The organism is Paenibacillus sp. 1781tsa1, from assembly GCF_024159265.1.
In the GTDB taxonomy this organism is placed as follows: domain Bacteria; phylum Bacillota; class Bacilli; order Paenibacillales; family Paenibacillaceae; genus Paenibacillus.
Map to the genome: position 1 here is coordinate 3,445,349 of NZ_JAMYWY010000001.1, position 17,751 is coordinate 3,463,099.

Annotated in this window: 12 protein-coding genes; 10 read left to right on the top strand and 2 right to left on the bottom strand. The window is 44.5% G+C overall.

Features of this window, described 5'->3' with window-relative positions:
- Positions 1 to 47: 47 nt before the first annotated feature.
- The 6 genes from NKT06_RS15275 (at position 48) to NKT06_RS15300 (ending at position 7,497) form a co-directional block, all read left to right on the top strand.
- A complete protein-coding gene (locus NKT06_RS15275; RefSeq protein ID WP_253435936.1) occupies positions 48 to 1,517 on the top strand; it encodes a sensor histidine kinase in 1,470 nt (489 codons plus the stop codon).
- 6 nt (positions 1,518 to 1,523) lie between these two features.
- On the top strand, positions 1,524 to 2,216 hold the full coding sequence (locus NKT06_RS15280) for a response regulator transcription factor (protein WP_253435939.1): 693 nt from the start codon (positions 1,524 to 1,526) through the stop codon (positions 2,214 to 2,216).
- Positions 2,217 to 2,335: 119 nt separating this feature from the next.
- Positions 2,336 to 3,844: an S-layer homology domain-containing protein gene (locus NKT06_RS15285; protein WP_253435942.1), complete on the top strand. Its 1,509-nt coding sequence runs from the start codon at positions 2,336 to 2,338 to the stop codon at positions 3,842 to 3,844.
- 10 nt (positions 3,845 to 3,854) lie between these two features.
- Positions 3,855 to 4,559, top strand: coding sequence for an ankyrin repeat domain-containing protein (locus tag NKT06_RS15290; RefSeq protein ID WP_253435944.1), 705 nt, complete (start codon positions 3,855 to 3,857; stop codon positions 4,557 to 4,559).
- A 348-nt stretch (positions 4,560 to 4,907) separates the two neighbouring features.
- Positions 4,908 to 5,621: a beta-glucanase gene (gene bglS, locus NKT06_RS15295; RefSeq protein WP_253442587.1), complete on the top strand. Its 714-nt coding sequence runs from the start codon at positions 4,908 to 4,910 to the stop codon at positions 5,619 to 5,621.
- Positions 5,622 to 5,811: 190 nt separating this feature from the next.
- Complete coding sequence (locus tag NKT06_RS15300; RefSeq protein WP_253435947.1) at positions 5,812 to 7,497, top strand: extracellular solute-binding protein; 1,686 nt, start codon at positions 5,812 to 5,814, stop codon at positions 7,495 to 7,497.
- A 159-nt stretch (positions 7,498 to 7,656) separates the two neighbouring features.
- Here NKT06_RS15300 and NKT06_RS15305 read toward each other — a convergent pair whose 3' ends face one another.
- The gene (locus NKT06_RS15305) at positions 7,657 to 9,297 is read right to left on the bottom strand and encodes a response regulator (RefSeq protein WP_253435950.1); all 1,641 of its coding nucleotides are present in this window, start codon (positions 9,295 to 9,297) and stop codon (positions 7,657 to 7,659) included.
- An 11-nt stretch (positions 9,298 to 9,308) separates the two neighbouring features.
- Entirely contained in the window at positions 9,309 to 11,018 is a 1,710-nt protein-coding gene (locus NKT06_RS15310) for a sensor histidine kinase (RefSeq protein WP_253435953.1), read from the bottom strand.
- 146 nt (positions 11,019 to 11,164) lie between these two features.
- On the opposite strand from NKT06_RS15310, the gene NKT06_RS15315 reads away from it, so the two are divergent.
- From NKT06_RS15315 to NKT06_RS15330, 4 genes are all read left to right on the top strand, one after another.
- Positions 11,165 to 12,115: an ABC transporter permease gene (locus NKT06_RS15315; RefSeq protein ID WP_421889768.1), complete on the top strand. Its 951-nt coding sequence runs from the start codon at positions 11,165 to 11,167 to the stop codon at positions 12,113 to 12,115.
- Positions 12,116 to 12,130: 15 nt separating this feature from the next.
- Positions 12,131 to 13,009 carry a carbohydrate ABC transporter permease gene (locus NKT06_RS15320; protein ID WP_253435956.1) on the top strand — a complete coding sequence of 293 codons (879 nt, stop codon included), beginning with the start codon at positions 12,131 to 12,133 and terminating at the stop codon, positions 13,007 to 13,009.
- Positions 13,010 to 13,050: 41 nt separating this feature from the next.
- On the top strand, positions 13,051 to 17,508 hold the full coding sequence (locus tag NKT06_RS15325) for a carbohydrate binding domain-containing protein (protein ID WP_253435959.1): 4,458 nt from the start codon (positions 13,051 to 13,053) through the stop codon (positions 17,506 to 17,508).
- Between the two features lie 107 nt (positions 17,509 to 17,615).
- The gene (locus NKT06_RS15330; RefSeq protein ID WP_219845137.1) at positions 17,616 to 17,744 is read left to right on the top strand and encodes a DUF6254 family protein; all 129 of its coding nucleotides are present in this window, start codon (positions 17,616 to 17,618) and stop codon (positions 17,742 to 17,744) included.
- Positions 17,745 to 17,751 lie beyond the last annotated feature (7 nt).

Here is a 17,751-nt window from a genome sequence, read left to right on the forward strand (position 1 = left end):
AAGGCAAGCACGAACTAATCCAAATGTTTATTTGAGAAGGGGAACCCATGTCCATTCGAATAAAAATGCTACTGTCCTTCACGGGCATGCTCGTTATAAGTTTACTGTTCATCCTGCTTACGGCTAGCCTATACACGATTGCAGCCACAGGGGATCTACAGAGTTTTCGCGATATTTACAAGGTGCATTATCAGATCAATCCACTGACTGAACAGGGAGAATCGATCTTTCAAGAGATGAAGTTTCTGGCCAAAAATGACCCGGATGATCTGCAGAACAAGGTTTTACTGCGTGAATATGACATGAAGCTGCGGGCTGAGAAGTCTGGGCTCTACGTCAGACGGGAGAATAGCCAGATCTTCGAATCGTTGACCTTCAACCAGCCAGAACTAAAGCAAGCACTGCCTGCCTATGATCTTAACAATTATCAGATTCGAAGCACTTTCAATATTGGTGAACGATTTTATGCGTATGCAAAGTTTGATTTTCAATATTCAGATGGGGAACGGGGAAGTATCTTCGTCATACGTGAGAGAAGCCCCTTCGCAGAGCTTACTCGCAAGCTGCTACCTGTGATGTCATTACTGCTTATCGGCGTCCTGATCATCGCGAATCTGCTCTTGTTCCGCTGGATCACGCGTAGTTTCATTAAGCCGCTCAATCAACTACGAAGCTCAGCCGAGCATATTAAGGATGGCAATCTATCCTTTAAAATTCAATTAAACTCCAATGATGAAGTTGGACAACTCAGTGAAGCATTTGAGAGTATGCGGAATCAATTGCAGCGCTCCTATGCGTTACGACAGCAGGACGAAGAGAACCGCAAAGAGCTCATTTCCAACATTTCGCATGATCTTCGTACCCCAATTACTAATATTAAAGGTTATATTGAGGGCATTCGTGACGGAGTGGCTAGTACTCCGGAGAAAATGGAGAGTTACGTTAATATCATTCACTCCAAAGCAGTTAGCATGGATAAGCTGGTGGATGAACTGTTTTTGTATTCGAAGCTTGACTTGAATCAAGAGCCTTTCCTGTTCGAGACAGTTGATATCGCTGATTTCCTGGAAGACAGCATTGAAGAGTTGAGATACGATCTGGAGGACAAAGGTGTTGCCTTGCATTGGAATAACCAGGTGTCTGGTCCCGCTATGTCTGCTGTGGATCCGGAGAAGTTAAAACGTACCGTTGTCAATGTGGTGGATAATGCACTCAAATACATGGAGAATGACCTCAAACGATTCGAGATTACACTTCAAGCGGATGAGAATTGGATTACGATGGCGTTTAAAGACAATGGCAGAGGGATAGCCGAAGAGGCACTGCCTTATATATTTGAACGCTTCTATCGCGCAGAACAATCTCGCAACTCCTCAACGGGTGGAAGTGGGCTTGGGCTGGCCATTGCCCGCCAGATCATTGATGGACATGGGGGCTTCATCTGGGCAGAAAGCAAGCCCAATAATGGCACGAGCATATATATCAAACTGAAACGGCTAAATGAAGAGAGGGACTAATGAGTCATGGCAAACATTTTGATCATTGAGGACGAAACAACGATTGCGGAACTGGAGCGGGATTATTTTGAGCTCAATGGATTTTCCGTGGATCTATGCCACAGCGGAGATGAAGGCCTGAAGCAGGCACTGGAGGGGGACTACAATCTGATCATTGTTGATCTGATGCTTCCGGGACTCGACGGCTTCGAATGTTGCAGGCGCATTCGCGAGGTAAAGGAGGTACCCATCCTTGTCGTTTCCGCGAAAAAGGAAGAAATCGATAAGATCAGAACATTTAATCTGGGAGTGGATGACTTTATTACAAAACCGTTCAGCCCAAGTGAATTGGTTGCGCGAGCAAAGGCTCATTTGACCCGATACGAGAGACTACTTAGCAAAAACAAACCAGCTGAGCAGGATGAAATCCACATTAGGGGGCTTCACATTGACAAAGGATCACGCCGCGTTTTCGTTAATGGCGAAGAGGTAGCGATTACAACCAAGGAATTCGAGTTACTTGTATTTCTTGCGAGTCATCCCAATCGTGTATTCAGCAAATCAGATCTGTTTGAGCGCATCTGGGGCATGGATTCCACTGGAGACATAGCAACGGTTACCGTCCATATTCGCAAACTGCGTGGCAAGCTGGAGACAGACCCCAAAAATCCGGAGTATATTGAAACCGTATGGGGCGCAGGCTACCGGTTTACTGCATAAGTTTCGTGAAAATTTAGAGCCAGTTTATATTTTGTTAATAACTTTATCATTGGGAGTTTCTTTTTGTCCTCTATTCTATAGATACAAGCAACTACAACCTATAGAGGAGGAATTCAACCATGAATTCTACAACCCGCAAAATCGCTACATTTCTAACCATAACTGCATTAGGTACAGCAGTATTCCCGCTAACTGGGAATCAAGTACATGCAGCTACATACGTTACTAACATCGCGGCAACAACCACACAGCTTACCCAACAACAGATTGAAGCTGCTGTCAAGGATCTGAATAGTTTGGGGATCATGAATGGGTACGCAGATCAATCCATGGGTGAACATAGAGCGATTACGCGTGCTGAGCTGGCGTCCTTGGTTTACAAAACGTTTAATTTGGAAGGCAAGACGGGCGAAACCTTAGAAATAACGGACGTGAACCCGAATGCGTGGTATGCACCTTATGCGTCAAAGCTTGTTGAACTCGGAATCATGGAGGCAAACGATGGACAATTCCAGCCACAAGCTCAAGTGACAGATGCTGAACTCGAACAGGTCGTATCCAAAGCGATGCAGCGTGACGTAAAATCCGTTCACCATTGGATGAGCGAGTTCTACTCTGAGAACGGTCCAGCAACACGCGGCGAAGCAGCCGTACTCCTGCAAACAGCCCACCGAGCCATTCCTTCGGAGCAAGCTCAAATCAAGAGCGTTAGATCGCTGAATGCCATTACGTTAATCGTTACGTTTGACCAACCACTGACAGCAACGGATGAAGCTTTTGCCAAGGCACAAACGGACTTTGCGTTTAGTGGTGGGCTGACCTTAACCAATATGCCCCGTTTGAAAACAGGTTCGATTGCCACTTACATCGTTCCAACGTCCGTACAAGATGCTGGTGAAGTGTACAACCTTACTTACAAAGGCCAAGACGTTGGTTCCTTTGAAGGCAGTGGCACGAAAATAAACATGACTACAGCTAGTCAAGTCACGAATGATACATTCGAGATTGAAGCATTGCAAGAGAACGGAGTCGTGGATTACGGTTACATTATCTCGGCTTACAGTGGTGGTCGAGGCGCGAATGCTTTCGTGCTGAATGATCAAGAGCAAGCAGGAGGCAAAACGTTTCAAATCATTTCATCCATGCAGGCAAGACAAGTTGTAATTACGCCAGAAGGTGGCGAGCCCATCATTGCCAGATATGTGCCGTTCACACAATCGACAGACGGCAAACAAGAACCGAAGTTCCGTATGCCTGAAGGTCAAGTGTTGAAACCAGGTGTAACATATACCGTTTCTTCAGACTGGGCAAACCTCGAAAATGCTTCATTCACTGCAAAATCGTATGATGCGCTGGAGGTTGCAAGTGCTCAGGCTGTGAGTGAAACCTCCATTGAAGTTACGCTTGCCCAAGATCCCGAAGATGAGCTGTTCTCTGGTCGGAGCGTAACGTTAAAAGCGCCTAGCGGGGAAGTTCTGACAGCCACTTATAAATACTCAAGTCGAAAAGGATCTACAGGTGTATTCGACATTACGAATGACGGAAAGCTGACTCCAGGTAAGACCTATACATTAAACCCAGTTGGAGATTGGAGCGTCTCTTCTTCGGTTACCCTGACACTGGAGTAAAGGAGGCAGTATGAGTAAGTCGCTAATCATCGTTATTCTGATAAGTAGTATGTTCATCTTGCAAGGCTGTGTACCTGAAGTGAAAAACGACTCGAATGTGGAGGAGAAGAACATGACTTCACTGGAAGAAAAGTTGTTTAAGGCGGTAGAGGATAGAGATAACGAAAATATTCAAAAATGGATTCAAGCGGGCGCCAATATCAATGCTCAGGATCAGAGCGGAAGAACGGCTGCCATGATGGCAACATATAACAACGATCTGGCCTCAGCAAAAATATTGATTGAAGCTGGTGCAGATGTAAATGTACAAGATGATATGAAGAATAACCCATTCCTGTACGCTGGGGCTGAAGGATATTTGGACATTTTGAAGTTAACGATCCAGGCGGGAGCAGACCCAGCGATAACGAATCGATATGGAGGAACGGCACTTATTCCGGCTTCGGAGCATGGATATGTGGAGGTGGTACGAGAACTCCTAACCCAAACTTCAGTGAATGTGGACCACGTGAATCAATTGGGATGGACAGCGCTTCTGGAAGCGATCATATTAAACGATGGCAATGCACTACAGCAAGAGACCATTCAATTACTTATTGAGCATGGAGCAGACGTCAATATAACAGATCGTGATGGTGTGTCACCGCTCAGTCATGCGAAGCAGAAAGGCTTTAAGGAAATAGAAGACATTTTGGTACGGGCTGGAGCTCAATAGAGATTATCTAGGGTCAATAAAGAAACCAAAATGTTGAGCTACATGTAAAATCGTATTCATGGAGTGTCTGGCTTCCTCTATGTTGAGGGGCAGGCGCTTCATTATATTAAATATTTCATTTATAAAATCAGCATATTCCTGGCGTGTCATAATTAGATACGGAAATCTTAAAAAATGAATATCTCTGCTTTGAAATTTTCTATAGTGTACCACTCTGCTTCCAGATAAAATGGAAATACCAACCATGTAAGCGCTATCTATTAGGTGCAGTACAGTTATACTTACCTTATTGACCTGCACTCAGTAATATTAACTTTTACATGTTGGAATCATTCATGGAGGTGTATGATGAAGAGGAAGTCTTGGTATACTTTGGCGGTAACAGGTATCGTTTCTTTGTTTTTTTCAGTAAGCGCTTTCGCGGGTTATGTGTTCTGGGAGCCTCTAACCTATTTTAACGCAAGCACATGGCAAAAGGCGGATGGGTATTCCAATGGGGGAATGTTCAACTGTACCTGGCGGGCTAACAATGTTAATTTCACAAGTGATGGAAAGCTTAAGCTTGGTTTGACCAGTTCTGCACAAAACAAGTTCGATTGCGGAGAGTACCGATCCACGAATACGTATGGATACGGCTTGTATGAAGTCAGTATGAAACCTGCCAAGAACACAGGTGTGGTTTCCTCATTTTTCACATACACAGGGCCCTCACATGGCACCCAATGGGATGAAATTGACATCGAATTTTTAGGAAAAGACACCACCAAAGTGCAGTTTAATTATTATACCAATGGGGTTGGCAATCATGAGCAGATTATCAATCTAGGTTTTGATGCATCTCAAGGTTTCCATACGTACGCATTCGACTGGCAGCCGGGACATATCAAATGGTATGTTGATGGTGTCTTGAAACATACGGCAACCAGTAATATTCCAAAAACACCAGGCAAAATTATGATGAATCTCTGGAATGGAACGGGTGTAGATAGCTGGCTCGGCCCTTACAACGGTGCCAATCCGCTATATGCAGAGTACGATTGGGTAAAATATACGAGTAATTAAGTAGACTGAAGCAGCCGTTAACGGCTGCTTTTTTCTCTATAAAACGGTATTGTAATTATTCAATCTATATATTCAATATCCAATATCCTAAATTAATGCAATAAATGTTGCAAAATTAGTATGGGCATAAATATCAATCATTCATTATGATTAACCTGTAAGCAACATTACATAGACTGGGGGAACGAAGTTGGACACACGTAAAAAGAGACGAGTAGGAAGCTTGGTTATGATCGGTGTATTGGCTGTATCTGCAGCCTTGAGTGGATGCAGTAGCGGGAGCGACAAGAAAACAGAATCGAGCACTCCTGCGGCAACGTTAGAGCTCAAAAATGGGAAATATGATCCACCAGTGTCTATCACGTATCTACGGCCTTGGGGCCCGGATGTAAAATTCAAGCCAGGCGAGGACCAGGACAACAATGTCCATACGAAATGGGCTAAAGAGAAGCTCGGGATTGAGCTGAAAAATCAATGGATCTCACCATCCACCAACAATGCATTCGAGACAAAGCTGCGCCTATCACTAGCCTCCAATGCTGAAATGCCGGACATTATTTCGTATCGCGGCGAGTTCAATCTGGTACGTGAATTGATTGAGTCTGGAAAATTTGTCGATGCCGGCGAGTTGTTTGACAAATATGCGAGCGATACATGGAAAGCAGCCGTAAACGAAGATCCTTCCGTATGGTATCCATACATGCAAGATGGCAAAAAGATCGGTATTCCCATTTTGGACTATGCCTATAACGGCGATCCTGTCATGTGGATCCGTGAAGACTGGATGAAGAAATTCAATCTGGAAGCACCTAAAACGATAGATGATCTAGAAGTCATTATGGAAACGTTTACGAACCAAGATCCGGATGGCAATGGGAAGCAGGATACCTACGGATTGACCATTGGTTTCAAGAACTGGCTGAACACATGGATGTCAGAAGCCGGATGGGTATTTGGCGCTTATGGTACCATGCCGAACCAATGGAATCTGACGGAAGATGGAAAACTTGAATACGGTTCCGTAACACCCGGAGCAAAACAGGCTTTAGCCAAATTACAAAGCTGGATGAGCAAAGGGTATATCCCGGAAGAAGCCGGCGTGTATGACGAGACAAAAGCTGCTGAAGAATTTACTGCTGGAAAAGCAGGTATTGTGGTAGGTCCTCACTGGATGCCATCCTGGCCGCTGGAGGATGTGAAGAAGAATAATCCTGAGGCTGAATACAAGGCATATCCGATTCCTTCCGGTCCGGATGGTCAAGCAGGGAGACATGGTACGTCGAACGGAAACGGCGTAATTCTGATTAACAAAGACATGAAGAATCCGGAAGCCTTTTTCACCTATCAGAACTATCTCTTTGATCACTATGCGAATCCTAAAGAGGGCGATGAGTTCGAACATGGATTTGCGGAAGGATACGATTGGGTTATGGTAGATGGTAAACCATCAACCGATGCAAGTCTTACGGGCGGTTATGCTCCCGAGAAGTACACTTTAACGTTTGACGGTGCGCGAATTCCGAATCTGAGCATGACAACTCTCGCGAAGCTGGCAAGCGGTGAAGAACCAACAACGCCATTTGAGAAAAAAATCAAATCAGGTGTACCTACACCTATGCTTGATGCAGCCAAGATTGTTTTGGATCAAAAAGATATCGTGTTCAATCAGATGTTTACCGGTGCACCTTCCATGACGATGCAGATGAACAATGATATTTTGACGAAGATGGAGAAAGATACCTTCTCCCAAATTGTATATGGCAAAACCTCTGTGGATGCTTTCGACTCCTTTGTTGAGAAGTGGAAATCCTCAGGTGGAGACCAGATTACAAAAGAAGTAAATGAGTGGTATGAGTCCGTTAAAAGCGGAAAATAGGACGCGGACAGCGCCGCGAACATGAATTCGATGCGGTGCGGTAACAGAAGAAGCATAAAGGCATTGCAGGAGAGCAACTCCCGCAATGCCTTTTGTTATGCAATATGAATATGGGAAACGGTGAGTTCACTTGAACGTCAAGTCTGGTCTGAGTATCCCTTAAACCGGTAGATTTTCCCGATATTCTTGAGGAGTAAGATCATAAAATTTCTTGAAAACTCGTATGAAATAGGCGGTATTGTTGTATCCAACAAGTTCAGCAATTTCAAATACCTTGGCAGTTGACGTTCGCAAATGATAGGCTGCTTTCTCCATTCTTAACCGGTATACATAGGCAGTTAGTGCTTCACCGGTCTCCGCCTTGTATACTTTGGACAAGTACACTGGATGCAGATGCACATGGTCGGCAATGGCAGGCAGCGATACATCTCCGGCCAGATGAAGGTCTACGAAACTCTTGACGCTGCGTACAATGGTGCTGTGATTGTCTCTGAGCTCTTGTTCGGCATCATCTCGTATGTAATAAAGCGTACGTATGGACCAGTCTTGCAACTGCTGTGCAGTAGAATAGCTGGGAGCATGAAAATAACGATTGGACTCCGCTGGAATCAAAGAAGATATTTGTTTACCATTTTTATGAATGATGTACGCAAATGCACCAGCGAGAGCAAAATACACTTCAATGGTTGACTCCGCAATATCATGATGTTCACTTGAATGCAGCAATTCCTCAAAAATATGCTCAATTTTGTGTTCCACATCCTCAAATCGTCCAGCTTCCAATAGGCTGATCAACGTTGGCGGCTGATAAAGTGACCTGATCGTATGAAGCGGATTGGCGTCCGTCTCATCGGAAGCTGTGACAAACAAGCCTTGAACTTGCCCCATCCGTTTACGCATGGACATAACGGACCGCTCATAGATTTCTCCTATTTCGTGAGGGAACTTGCCCCAGTTAGAGACGGAAATCGAGATCGCACCCTTCAAGTATAACTTAACATTGGTTTGAATCTGGGCAGCATACTGCTCAAGCAGGGTCTGAGGTGTCTCGTTCCTGCTATAGCTCATCGTTGTGGAGTGTTTCATGCTAACCAGAACAACAATGTAATCGTGAACGTCTCGTGTGTGCCAGATATGAAAATGATTATGCATCACTTCACTAATGATATTACATATCGCATATTCCATTAGGGCAAGGTCACCGTGTGCCATTTCGGATAGATGTTTCTCCATGCGAATAACCAACATACCCAGGTCTTCACCTATGGAGTAGGGAAGCTCCAGCAGATCAAGCTTGTCTGCCAGTGTCTTCGGATCATAGACTTTTCCAGTCAGCAATTCATGCAGCATGGTGGATTGAAGCAAGGGCAGGTGATCCTGAAAGGCGTGTAAGGCTCGTTGATGGGAGGCTGCCGTTTCCCACTTTTCTTTAATTCGATGAACGAGGCGTTGGACCGTTTCAATAAGATCTTCATCGCTAACCGGTTTAAGCAAGTAATCAAAGCTTTCCTGCGCGATAGCCTGTTTTGCATATTCAAAATCAGCATGACCTGATAACAGAATCGTCTGTACATGCGGCCACTTTTCATGAATCGCTGTAATAAGCGCTATACCTGACATTTCGGGCATTCGTATATCTGTAATGACAATGTCAATGTCGTGGTTTTCCATGATTTCCAACGCCACCGAACCGGATAAGGCTTCATGTACTGTGCCAATCCCGCAGCTTTGCCACGGAATGGTCTCAGCCAGCGTTTCCACGACTGATCGTTCATCGTCCACTAGTAATATTTGCAGCATGGGTCTTTCACCTACTTGTCTGTATTATCGTGCCATGTGATGTTAACTTTAATTCCACCCATTGAAGATTGTTCATAGAAGAGTCCCGAACCTTCACCGTACTGAAATGACAAACGCTGATGCACATTCCATGTACCACATCCCATATTCTCATCCAGCGGCTTAAGAAGATTATCTCTCAGAAGATCCAGCTGTTTCTCAGACATGCCAAGCCCGCTGTCCTCTACGATAATCGTGTACACATCATCCTTGCAGTCCGCATAGATTTTAATCTCACCGTCCACCGATTTGGGCTCCAGACCATGAATAATAGCGTTCTCAATAATAGGCTGGAGGGTTAATCTGGGGACTGTTTTATCTAAAATATCATGAGGCACGTCGATTGTAAAATGCATTCGTTCCAGACGAAGTGACTGGATTTCCAAATAATTTTTGACCATCGTCAACTCTTCCCGAAGCGTGGCTTGGTCCTTTTCAGACCTGGTTATGTAACGGTAATACTCTCCCAGATTCAATGCCATGGCTACCACAGCCTTTTCATTTTTCATTCGGGCCATGTTCTTGATATAGAAGAGACAATTATAGAGAAAATGCGGATTAATCTGCGATTGAAGCTGCTTGAGCGTAGCTTCGCGGCTCCTTAATTTCTCCTCATATACATTCTCGATTAACTCTTGAATTCGCTGGGCCATGATGTTGAATCGTGCAAATAACAGACTGAATTCATTGCGTGCCGGGTGATGCAGCCGAACGGAAAAATCCCCGGTGGACAAGCGATTTGTCCCTTTTACCAGCTGGAGAAGCGGAAGCTGTACACTGCGATAGAGTGTATATAAAACAACGACACTCATTACGATCAGAACGGCAATTGAAGCATAAAACAGATTTCGGCTGCTCGTAATCGGTTTCAAAATCTGTTGCATTGGCACATAGTCAACATAATACCAGCCCAAGCTCTTGGATTGAATATAGGAGACGTAATATTCCGTTTTGTTTAACGTTGTGCTGAATCCACCGCTGGCTTGCAGTTTTGCTTCTTTCAGAGAGGGCAGGATGGCAGTCAGAGTTTCCTTCCCAGAGCTATTGCTGATTAGGCCATAGTCGGGATGGAAAATGAATGGATCGCCCTTATTGTTTAACTTGTTTTGATTGAGAAGGGTAGTTAAGTGATGAACTGGAAAACTGATTTTGGTAATTAATCGAGCTTTGTCGGGTTGCACCATCGCTGTCGTTGGGTCAGTCGTGTACCAGATAAACTGATTGTCGGCATAGGTCCAGGACTGCGATAGGGACTCCTTAAATTCATTATCACTGTACGGAATGTAAGCATAGTAATCCGTCGATATCACTTTTTTCATCCGAGGAAAGTATAGAGTGATGGTCGAATGCCATTTGCTTGCTGCATTGTACAGATTCATCTTTTCCAGTATGGCACTTCCAACCTTCACACGCTCATAGGGAACATCCTTGTAGTCAGGGCGTTGATATTCCTGAATGCTGGAATCTTGACCAATAGACATCCCATATAATGACAATTGGTAAATATTGGATTCGACTGAATCGGCAAATGTTGACAGGTGATTCATCGTATTGTTCTGAATCTCGTGTTCAATGACACGTACACTTTCCCGGTTCGAGTATGTGTAGAGAAACAATACCAGAATAAGCAGCATCACAAACAACAATGTAATTTTGGTGAAGACATTCATGCGTGTAAACAAAGTCCAACCTCCTAAATCTCATTAAAATAGTGATATCGTTGTTGCAATATTAGGATATAGATCGCAAATTTCCATTGCTATAATTTTAATATACAAGTTCACGATGACTTGTAAAATACAAAATTTAGAACATGGGGGATGCAGGAGTGAAGGAACATACGTTAGAAACGCCGCATAAACGGCGCTCCACCAGGGTCAAACAGCGCTGGAATATGCAACGGAATTGGACCTTGCATATGATGCTCGTTCCAGCCGTATTGCTGGCACTGGTGTTTCAGTACATACCGATGGGCGGCATTGTAATTGCTTTTCAGGACTTTAAGCCATACTTGGGATTTTCTGAATCCAAATGGGTTGGTTGGGACAATTTTCGATATTTATTCTTATATCCGGATGTAGGTCAGGTAATCTGGAATACACTGGTCATTGCATTTTTCAAAATCATCGCGGGACTGTTCGCTCCATTCTTGTTTGCCATTTTGCTCAATGAAGTGCGCTTGACGGCATTCAAAAGAGTGAGTCAGACGCTTGTGTATCTGCCGCATTTCCTATCATGGGTTATTCTCGGTGGGATTTTGCTTGATATCCTGTCCCCTCAGGGCGGCATGGTGAACCAGCTTGTCGTAGCCTTTGGAGGAGAACCCATTTTCTTCCTGGGAGATGGCACATGGTTCCGTATTACGCTAATCGTCAGCGATGTGTGGAAAGAATTTGGTTTTGGTACGATCGTATTTCTAGCTTCTCTATCAGGAATCAATCCTGCGCTCTACGAGGCTGCCGAGGTGGATGGGGCCAACCGGTTCAAACAGACGCTGCACATTACGATTCCGGCATTGATGCCGATTACAATTGTACTGATGACACTCTCTATCGGTAATATCCTCAACGCTGGTTTTGATCAGGTGTTCAACTTGTACAATCCACTTGTGTATGACAAAGGCGACATCATTGACACCTTTGTGTATCGACTCGGAATTTTGAACGGGAAGATGAGTTTTGCCACAGCAGTGGGGTTATTCAAATCAGTGGTAGCTACCATTTTGATTGTTATATCGTACAGAATGGCTTACAAACTGGCTAATTATCGAGTTTTCTAGAGAGGAGAAAAGGGCTTGTATTATAAAACAAAAGGATACCGCATATTCAGCATCGCTAACTATACTTTTCTTGGGATATTATCGTTACTCTGCATTTTACCAATTATTCATATATTGGCTGTTTCATTCAGCAGTATGGCGCCAGCATCATCGAATCTGGTCAGCTTCTGGCCCATTGGTTTTACAACGGATGCTTATGTGAAAACCTTCGGAAATTCAAATTTCATCAACTCGCTTCTGGTGTCTCTTAAACGGACTGTGCTTGCCACAATCATCGGTATGGTCATCATGCTTATTACCGCATTTCCGTTATCCAAGGAAGATATCAGTTTCAAAGGTCGCTCCTTGTATACATGGTTCTTTGTTTTCACCATTTTGTTCAGCGGCGGTTTGATTCCAAGTTACATCCTGATCCAGAAGCTTGGACTGATGAATACAATCTGGGCACTTATTCTGCCCGGAGCACTGTCGGTGTGGAACGTTATTCTCATGATGAACTTCTTCCGCGGACTGCCCAAAGAACTTGAAGAAGCAGCCTATTTGGATGGAGCAGGTCATATCAAAACGTTGATTCTGGTCTACGTTCCACTGTCACTTCCGGCGATCGCAACCTTGTCTTTGTTTACAATGGTGTATCAGTGGAACTCCTGGTTCGACGGAATGATCTACATGTCTGATATTAAAAACTATCCGCTTGCTTCTCTGTTACAGACTATTATTGTTCAGCAAGATCTCAGCAAAATCAACGTGGATCCTTCCATGTTGGAGAATATTTCGCAGCGGACCGTACGCGCAGCACAGATCTTTATCGGTGCGCTTCCAATTCTGATGGTATACCCGTTTTTACAACGTTTCTTCGTAAAAGGAATTGTTATTGGAGCAGTCAAGGAATAGCTAGACTATGCAAGGATAACTGAGCTGAGGGAGGAAGTAAGATGAGAAGAGGACTGGCATGGTTGGTTGCATCGAGTTTAATGGCTTCGCTCGTTTATCCAGCAACTGCTGGAGCAGAAAGTGTAAAGGGTCAAGCGGAGGTGGGAAATGTGCAGGCGAAAAGCCTGCACTCCTCTGTTCCCTATACAGACCTGTCCGGGCATTGGTCACAATCTGCAGTTACACGGTTGCAAGAGTTGAATGTACTGAAAGGTTATACGGACGGAACATTTAAGCCTACTCAGGTCATTAGCCGAGCTGAATTCGTTATGATTTTGGATCGGGCGTTTGGTTTCACCGGTAATACGGCGACGGGTTCATATGCTGATCTGACTTCAGACAATTGGTACTATGATGTGATGGTTCGGGCCAATGGTTCTGGCATCATTGAAGGCACAGACCGTGAACATCTCTCACCGCAAAAACCGATTACCCGCCAAGATGCAGCGGTTATGGTGGATCGAGCTTTTCAGCTTTCAACGGTTACAAGTGAAGATAATGAACGATTGGATTTTCAGGATGTAGATGATATTTCCAGTTATGCAAAGAAAGCGATTACCTATCTGGTAAAAGAAAATATTTTAAAAGGTTTCCAAGGTAAATTAAATCCCAAATCTCCGATTACACGAGCAGAGACAGCAACCATGTTGTCGGCGATGATTACCGATGTGAAAAGTGCTCCTGGTATATATGACTCCCGGGTGGATGGCAACTTGATTATTAAATCGACGGATGTCACGTTAAAAAATACAGTTGTCAACGGTAATCTGCTGCTGGCAGAAGGCATTGGTGAGGGGAGCGTTGTTCTTCAAGGCGTAACCGTTACAGGAAGTGTCATCATTAAAGGTGGCGGGAGTCATTCCATCGAAATTAGCAACTCCAAGTTGAATCGAGTAGTCGTTGACAAACGTGGGGAACCCGTCAGAGTTGCCATTGCGGGAGAAAGTAACATTCAGGAGCTGCATGTCATGCAAAAATCCATTCTGGAAATCGCTTCAGACAGCCTCATTGATTCCATGAATATTCATGCAGAAGCGACTCAGACCCGAATGGATACCAAAGGTACGATCAACAAATTGAGTGTAGACGCGAGTGACGTTGTTATCAACGGAGAGAAAGTAAAACAAGGATTGCGCACATCCATGTTGGGTGAAGAGCAACAACCTGCTTCATCGCAGCCGGGTGGTTCAACCAATGTGACAAGCACACCAACGCAATCTTCTCCAGAGGGACAATCACTGTCTACACCATCGAACCCAAGCAACCCGGCGGGGGAAAAGCCGGTTCCCGCAACAACGATTCCGCATGATCAATGGGAACTGGTCTGGAATGATGAGTTTAACGGTTCTGCGATCGATTCTTCCAAATGGACCGTGCAGGATACGGGTCTGGTTTATAATAATGAAATGCAGTATTATAGCCCCGATAACACTCGTATTACGAAAGATCAGAACCGAAGCGTGTTACAGATCGAAGCGAAAAAGGGTCCGAAAAATGGTAAGGATTACAGCTCCGGTAAACTGATCTCCATGGGAAAAGGCGACTGGACCTACGGTAAAGTGGTAGTACGTGCGAAGCTTCCTATTGAAAAAGGCATGTGGCCCGCCATATGGATGATGCCTACGGATGAAGCACATTATGGCGGATGGCCTGCCTCTGGTGAGATCGACATTATGGAGCTTATCGGCGGCAGTCAGAGCAATAACAAGGTATATAGCACGTTGCATTATGATAGTGTGAAGCCTGATGGTTCCCATGGACACGATCAGGGAAGCCTTACTCTTCCGGAGGGAGAAACTTTTGCTGACGATTATCATGATTTCCAGGTGGAATGGTTGCCGGGCATGATTCGCTTCTATGTGGATGGAAAGTTGCACCATGAAGTGACTAACTGGCAAACAAAGGCTGCGGGTCAACCGGAGTATTATACATTTCCTGCACCATTTGATCGTCCATTCTATCTGATTCTGAATCTGGCAGTCGGAGGAGACTGGCCGGGCTCACCTGAGAGCAGTTTCACTTCAGAAACAATGAATGTTGATTTTGTGCGTGTGTACTCTTACAAAAATCTAAACACTTGGCCGGATGTAACAACGAGTCCGATCGAGCCTGTACAACAGCGTGAACCACAAGCCGATGGCAATCAACTCTACAATGATCGTTTTGCGGAAGCATCTGGAGATAACGGTGTTCCTTCGCAATGGAAATTCATTACAAATGCTGACGGAGTGGGCAGTGTGCAAGTTGTAGAGGATGAGCAGAAAGGGAAAGCAGCACAAGTTAGTATCGATGCACCAGGGACTGAAAACTATTCGGTTCAACTTACTCAGATGCCCATGTACATGAAGAAAAACAAAAAGTACAAGATACAGTTTGATGCGAAAGCTTCTGCTAACCGTACGATCATGTCCAAAGTGAACCAATTCGAAAAAAGTTGGACGAATTACTCGGGTGATCACACCTTTACACTTACGACAGATTGGCAGTCCTATGATTATACTTTCAACATGCGCGATGGATCAGATAATAATGCCAGATTCGAATTTAATTTGGGATTGGATGATAAAACCGTTTGGCTTGCCAATGTTCGACTGATTGAAGTGGGTGAGGCGGATCCATTAGTTGTAGAACGAAACACACTGCCTGATGGCAATTTCATCTATAATGGTACATTTGATCAAGGCAAGGAACGCCTCGGTTTCTGGACCACCAGTGTTCAGGAGAGTGCTGAAGCCAAAGTCAGCGTGAATAACTTCTTGAAATTCCCGATTATGGAACGTCAACTGGTTGTGGATGTTACGCAGACAAATGGTGAACCACAACAGGTTTCGGTGAACCAACCGGAGTTGAAACTGGAGGCCAATTCAACATATGGATTCTCCTTTGATGCCAAGGCAGATTCATCACGAAGCATCGATATCGATGTTGTCAGCAGTAATGGGCATACGGTGCAGGTTCATCAAGGGCAAAACCTCTCATTGAGTCAAGAAATGAAAACGTATACCGGAGAGATCATCATTGGAGATGGGCCAGCAATCGCACAATCCGAACTTAGACTGTTATTCGGAAGTTCCAACGGCAAGGTATATGTGGACAATGTGCGTCTGACCAAACGTGGCAAACCACTGTCCGTGAATGGCTACGCACATATACCTGCAACCGAAGCCTGGATGATGCAAGGTTTGCAATTGGAGGACTCCGTCGAAGGCGGCAAACACGTCAGCTACATGGATCAGGGAGATCTGCTCCAGTATAAAATCGATGTTGCCCAAGAGGGGGAATATGTACTGTCTGCCCGAATGGCCAGCGGGAAAAGTGATTCTGAGGTACGATTCAGCATTCAGGATGAACAAGGTACAATCGTTGCTCAATCCGAACTGAATCTCGGAGACACGGGGGGATGGCAAACATACAAAACCGTGTATTTCCCAGGGGTCAACTTGACAGCAGGCAAACCCTATTATGTGAATTTTGAAGGAGCAGATTATAATACACGTTGGGTGGATATTTCAAAAAACAAAATTCAGAACAGCCAGCTTGCAGCGAATCTGAATCATTGGGAGCTAATTCCTAATGATCTTACAGCTTCACATGAAGAGAGCAAAGGATTAGCGATTAACTTGCCTGGTACAAGTGAACATTGGTGGGATGCATTGCTGCAACAAGGTCAGATCGAACTGGATGCAAATAAATCATACCGACTTACCTTCGAGGCATCTGCTTCAAGTCCTAAATCCATGCAAGCGGTCCTTTCTCAGAATGCAGGGGATTTTGTGAAGTATTTCGAAGAAGAAGTGGAATTAACTGCGGATCCACAGTCGTATAGTTATACAATCACCATGGGAGATACCTCTGATTCGGCAGCCATACTTGCATTCGGACTAGGATATCCGCTACCTGCAGGTGAACACTCGATTAACATCCATAATATTCAGTTATATGAAGTGAATCCGAATGCAGATCAAGGAGGGCAACCAGCTCATGTTAATCTTATTTCCAATGGAGACTTCTCCAAAGGTAAAGACAGCTGGTTTACCTACGCGGATGGTAATGCAGCTGATCTTGAGATGCAAGTTAGCAATCAACAGCTTCATGCCAAGATTGGTAATGCTGGACAGAACCCATGGGATCGTCAAGTCATCAATGAAGGATTTGGCATACAGCAAGGTTTTAAATACAAATTAACGTTTAAAGCCAAAGCGGAGAAGTCCAGAAAAGTGGGTTTGGGAATTGGATGGGTCGACGCAGCTGCCAACTATGAATGGCATGGATTCTTTGGTGCACGAGTTGATTTGACTCCAGAAGAACAGGAGTTCACGTTTACATTTGATGCAACAGAAGCCAGCTATGCGAATACTCGCATCTCATTTGATCTGGGTAACATCGACGGCGCAGAAGACGGTAACACAACGGTCTCTTTGTCCGATGTCAACTTGATTAATCTGGGTCCTGCCAATTAGCTTCTACTCTCATCCTCTTAGCGGCTAAAAACGTAGAATAAAGTTGCCTTATAGTGACATCATAAAGGGGTAGTACACATCTCAGTTTCCAGAGGAGGATCTCTTTTATGGCTGACCAGAAGAAACGAAAAGAAGCTGCCTGGAAGTCACGAAAGCAAGAACAGCATCCCCATGGTAAAATCAAATCGCTAAAAGAATTATCCAGCGAGTATGAAGAGAAACCTACTACGAATTAAACGAAAG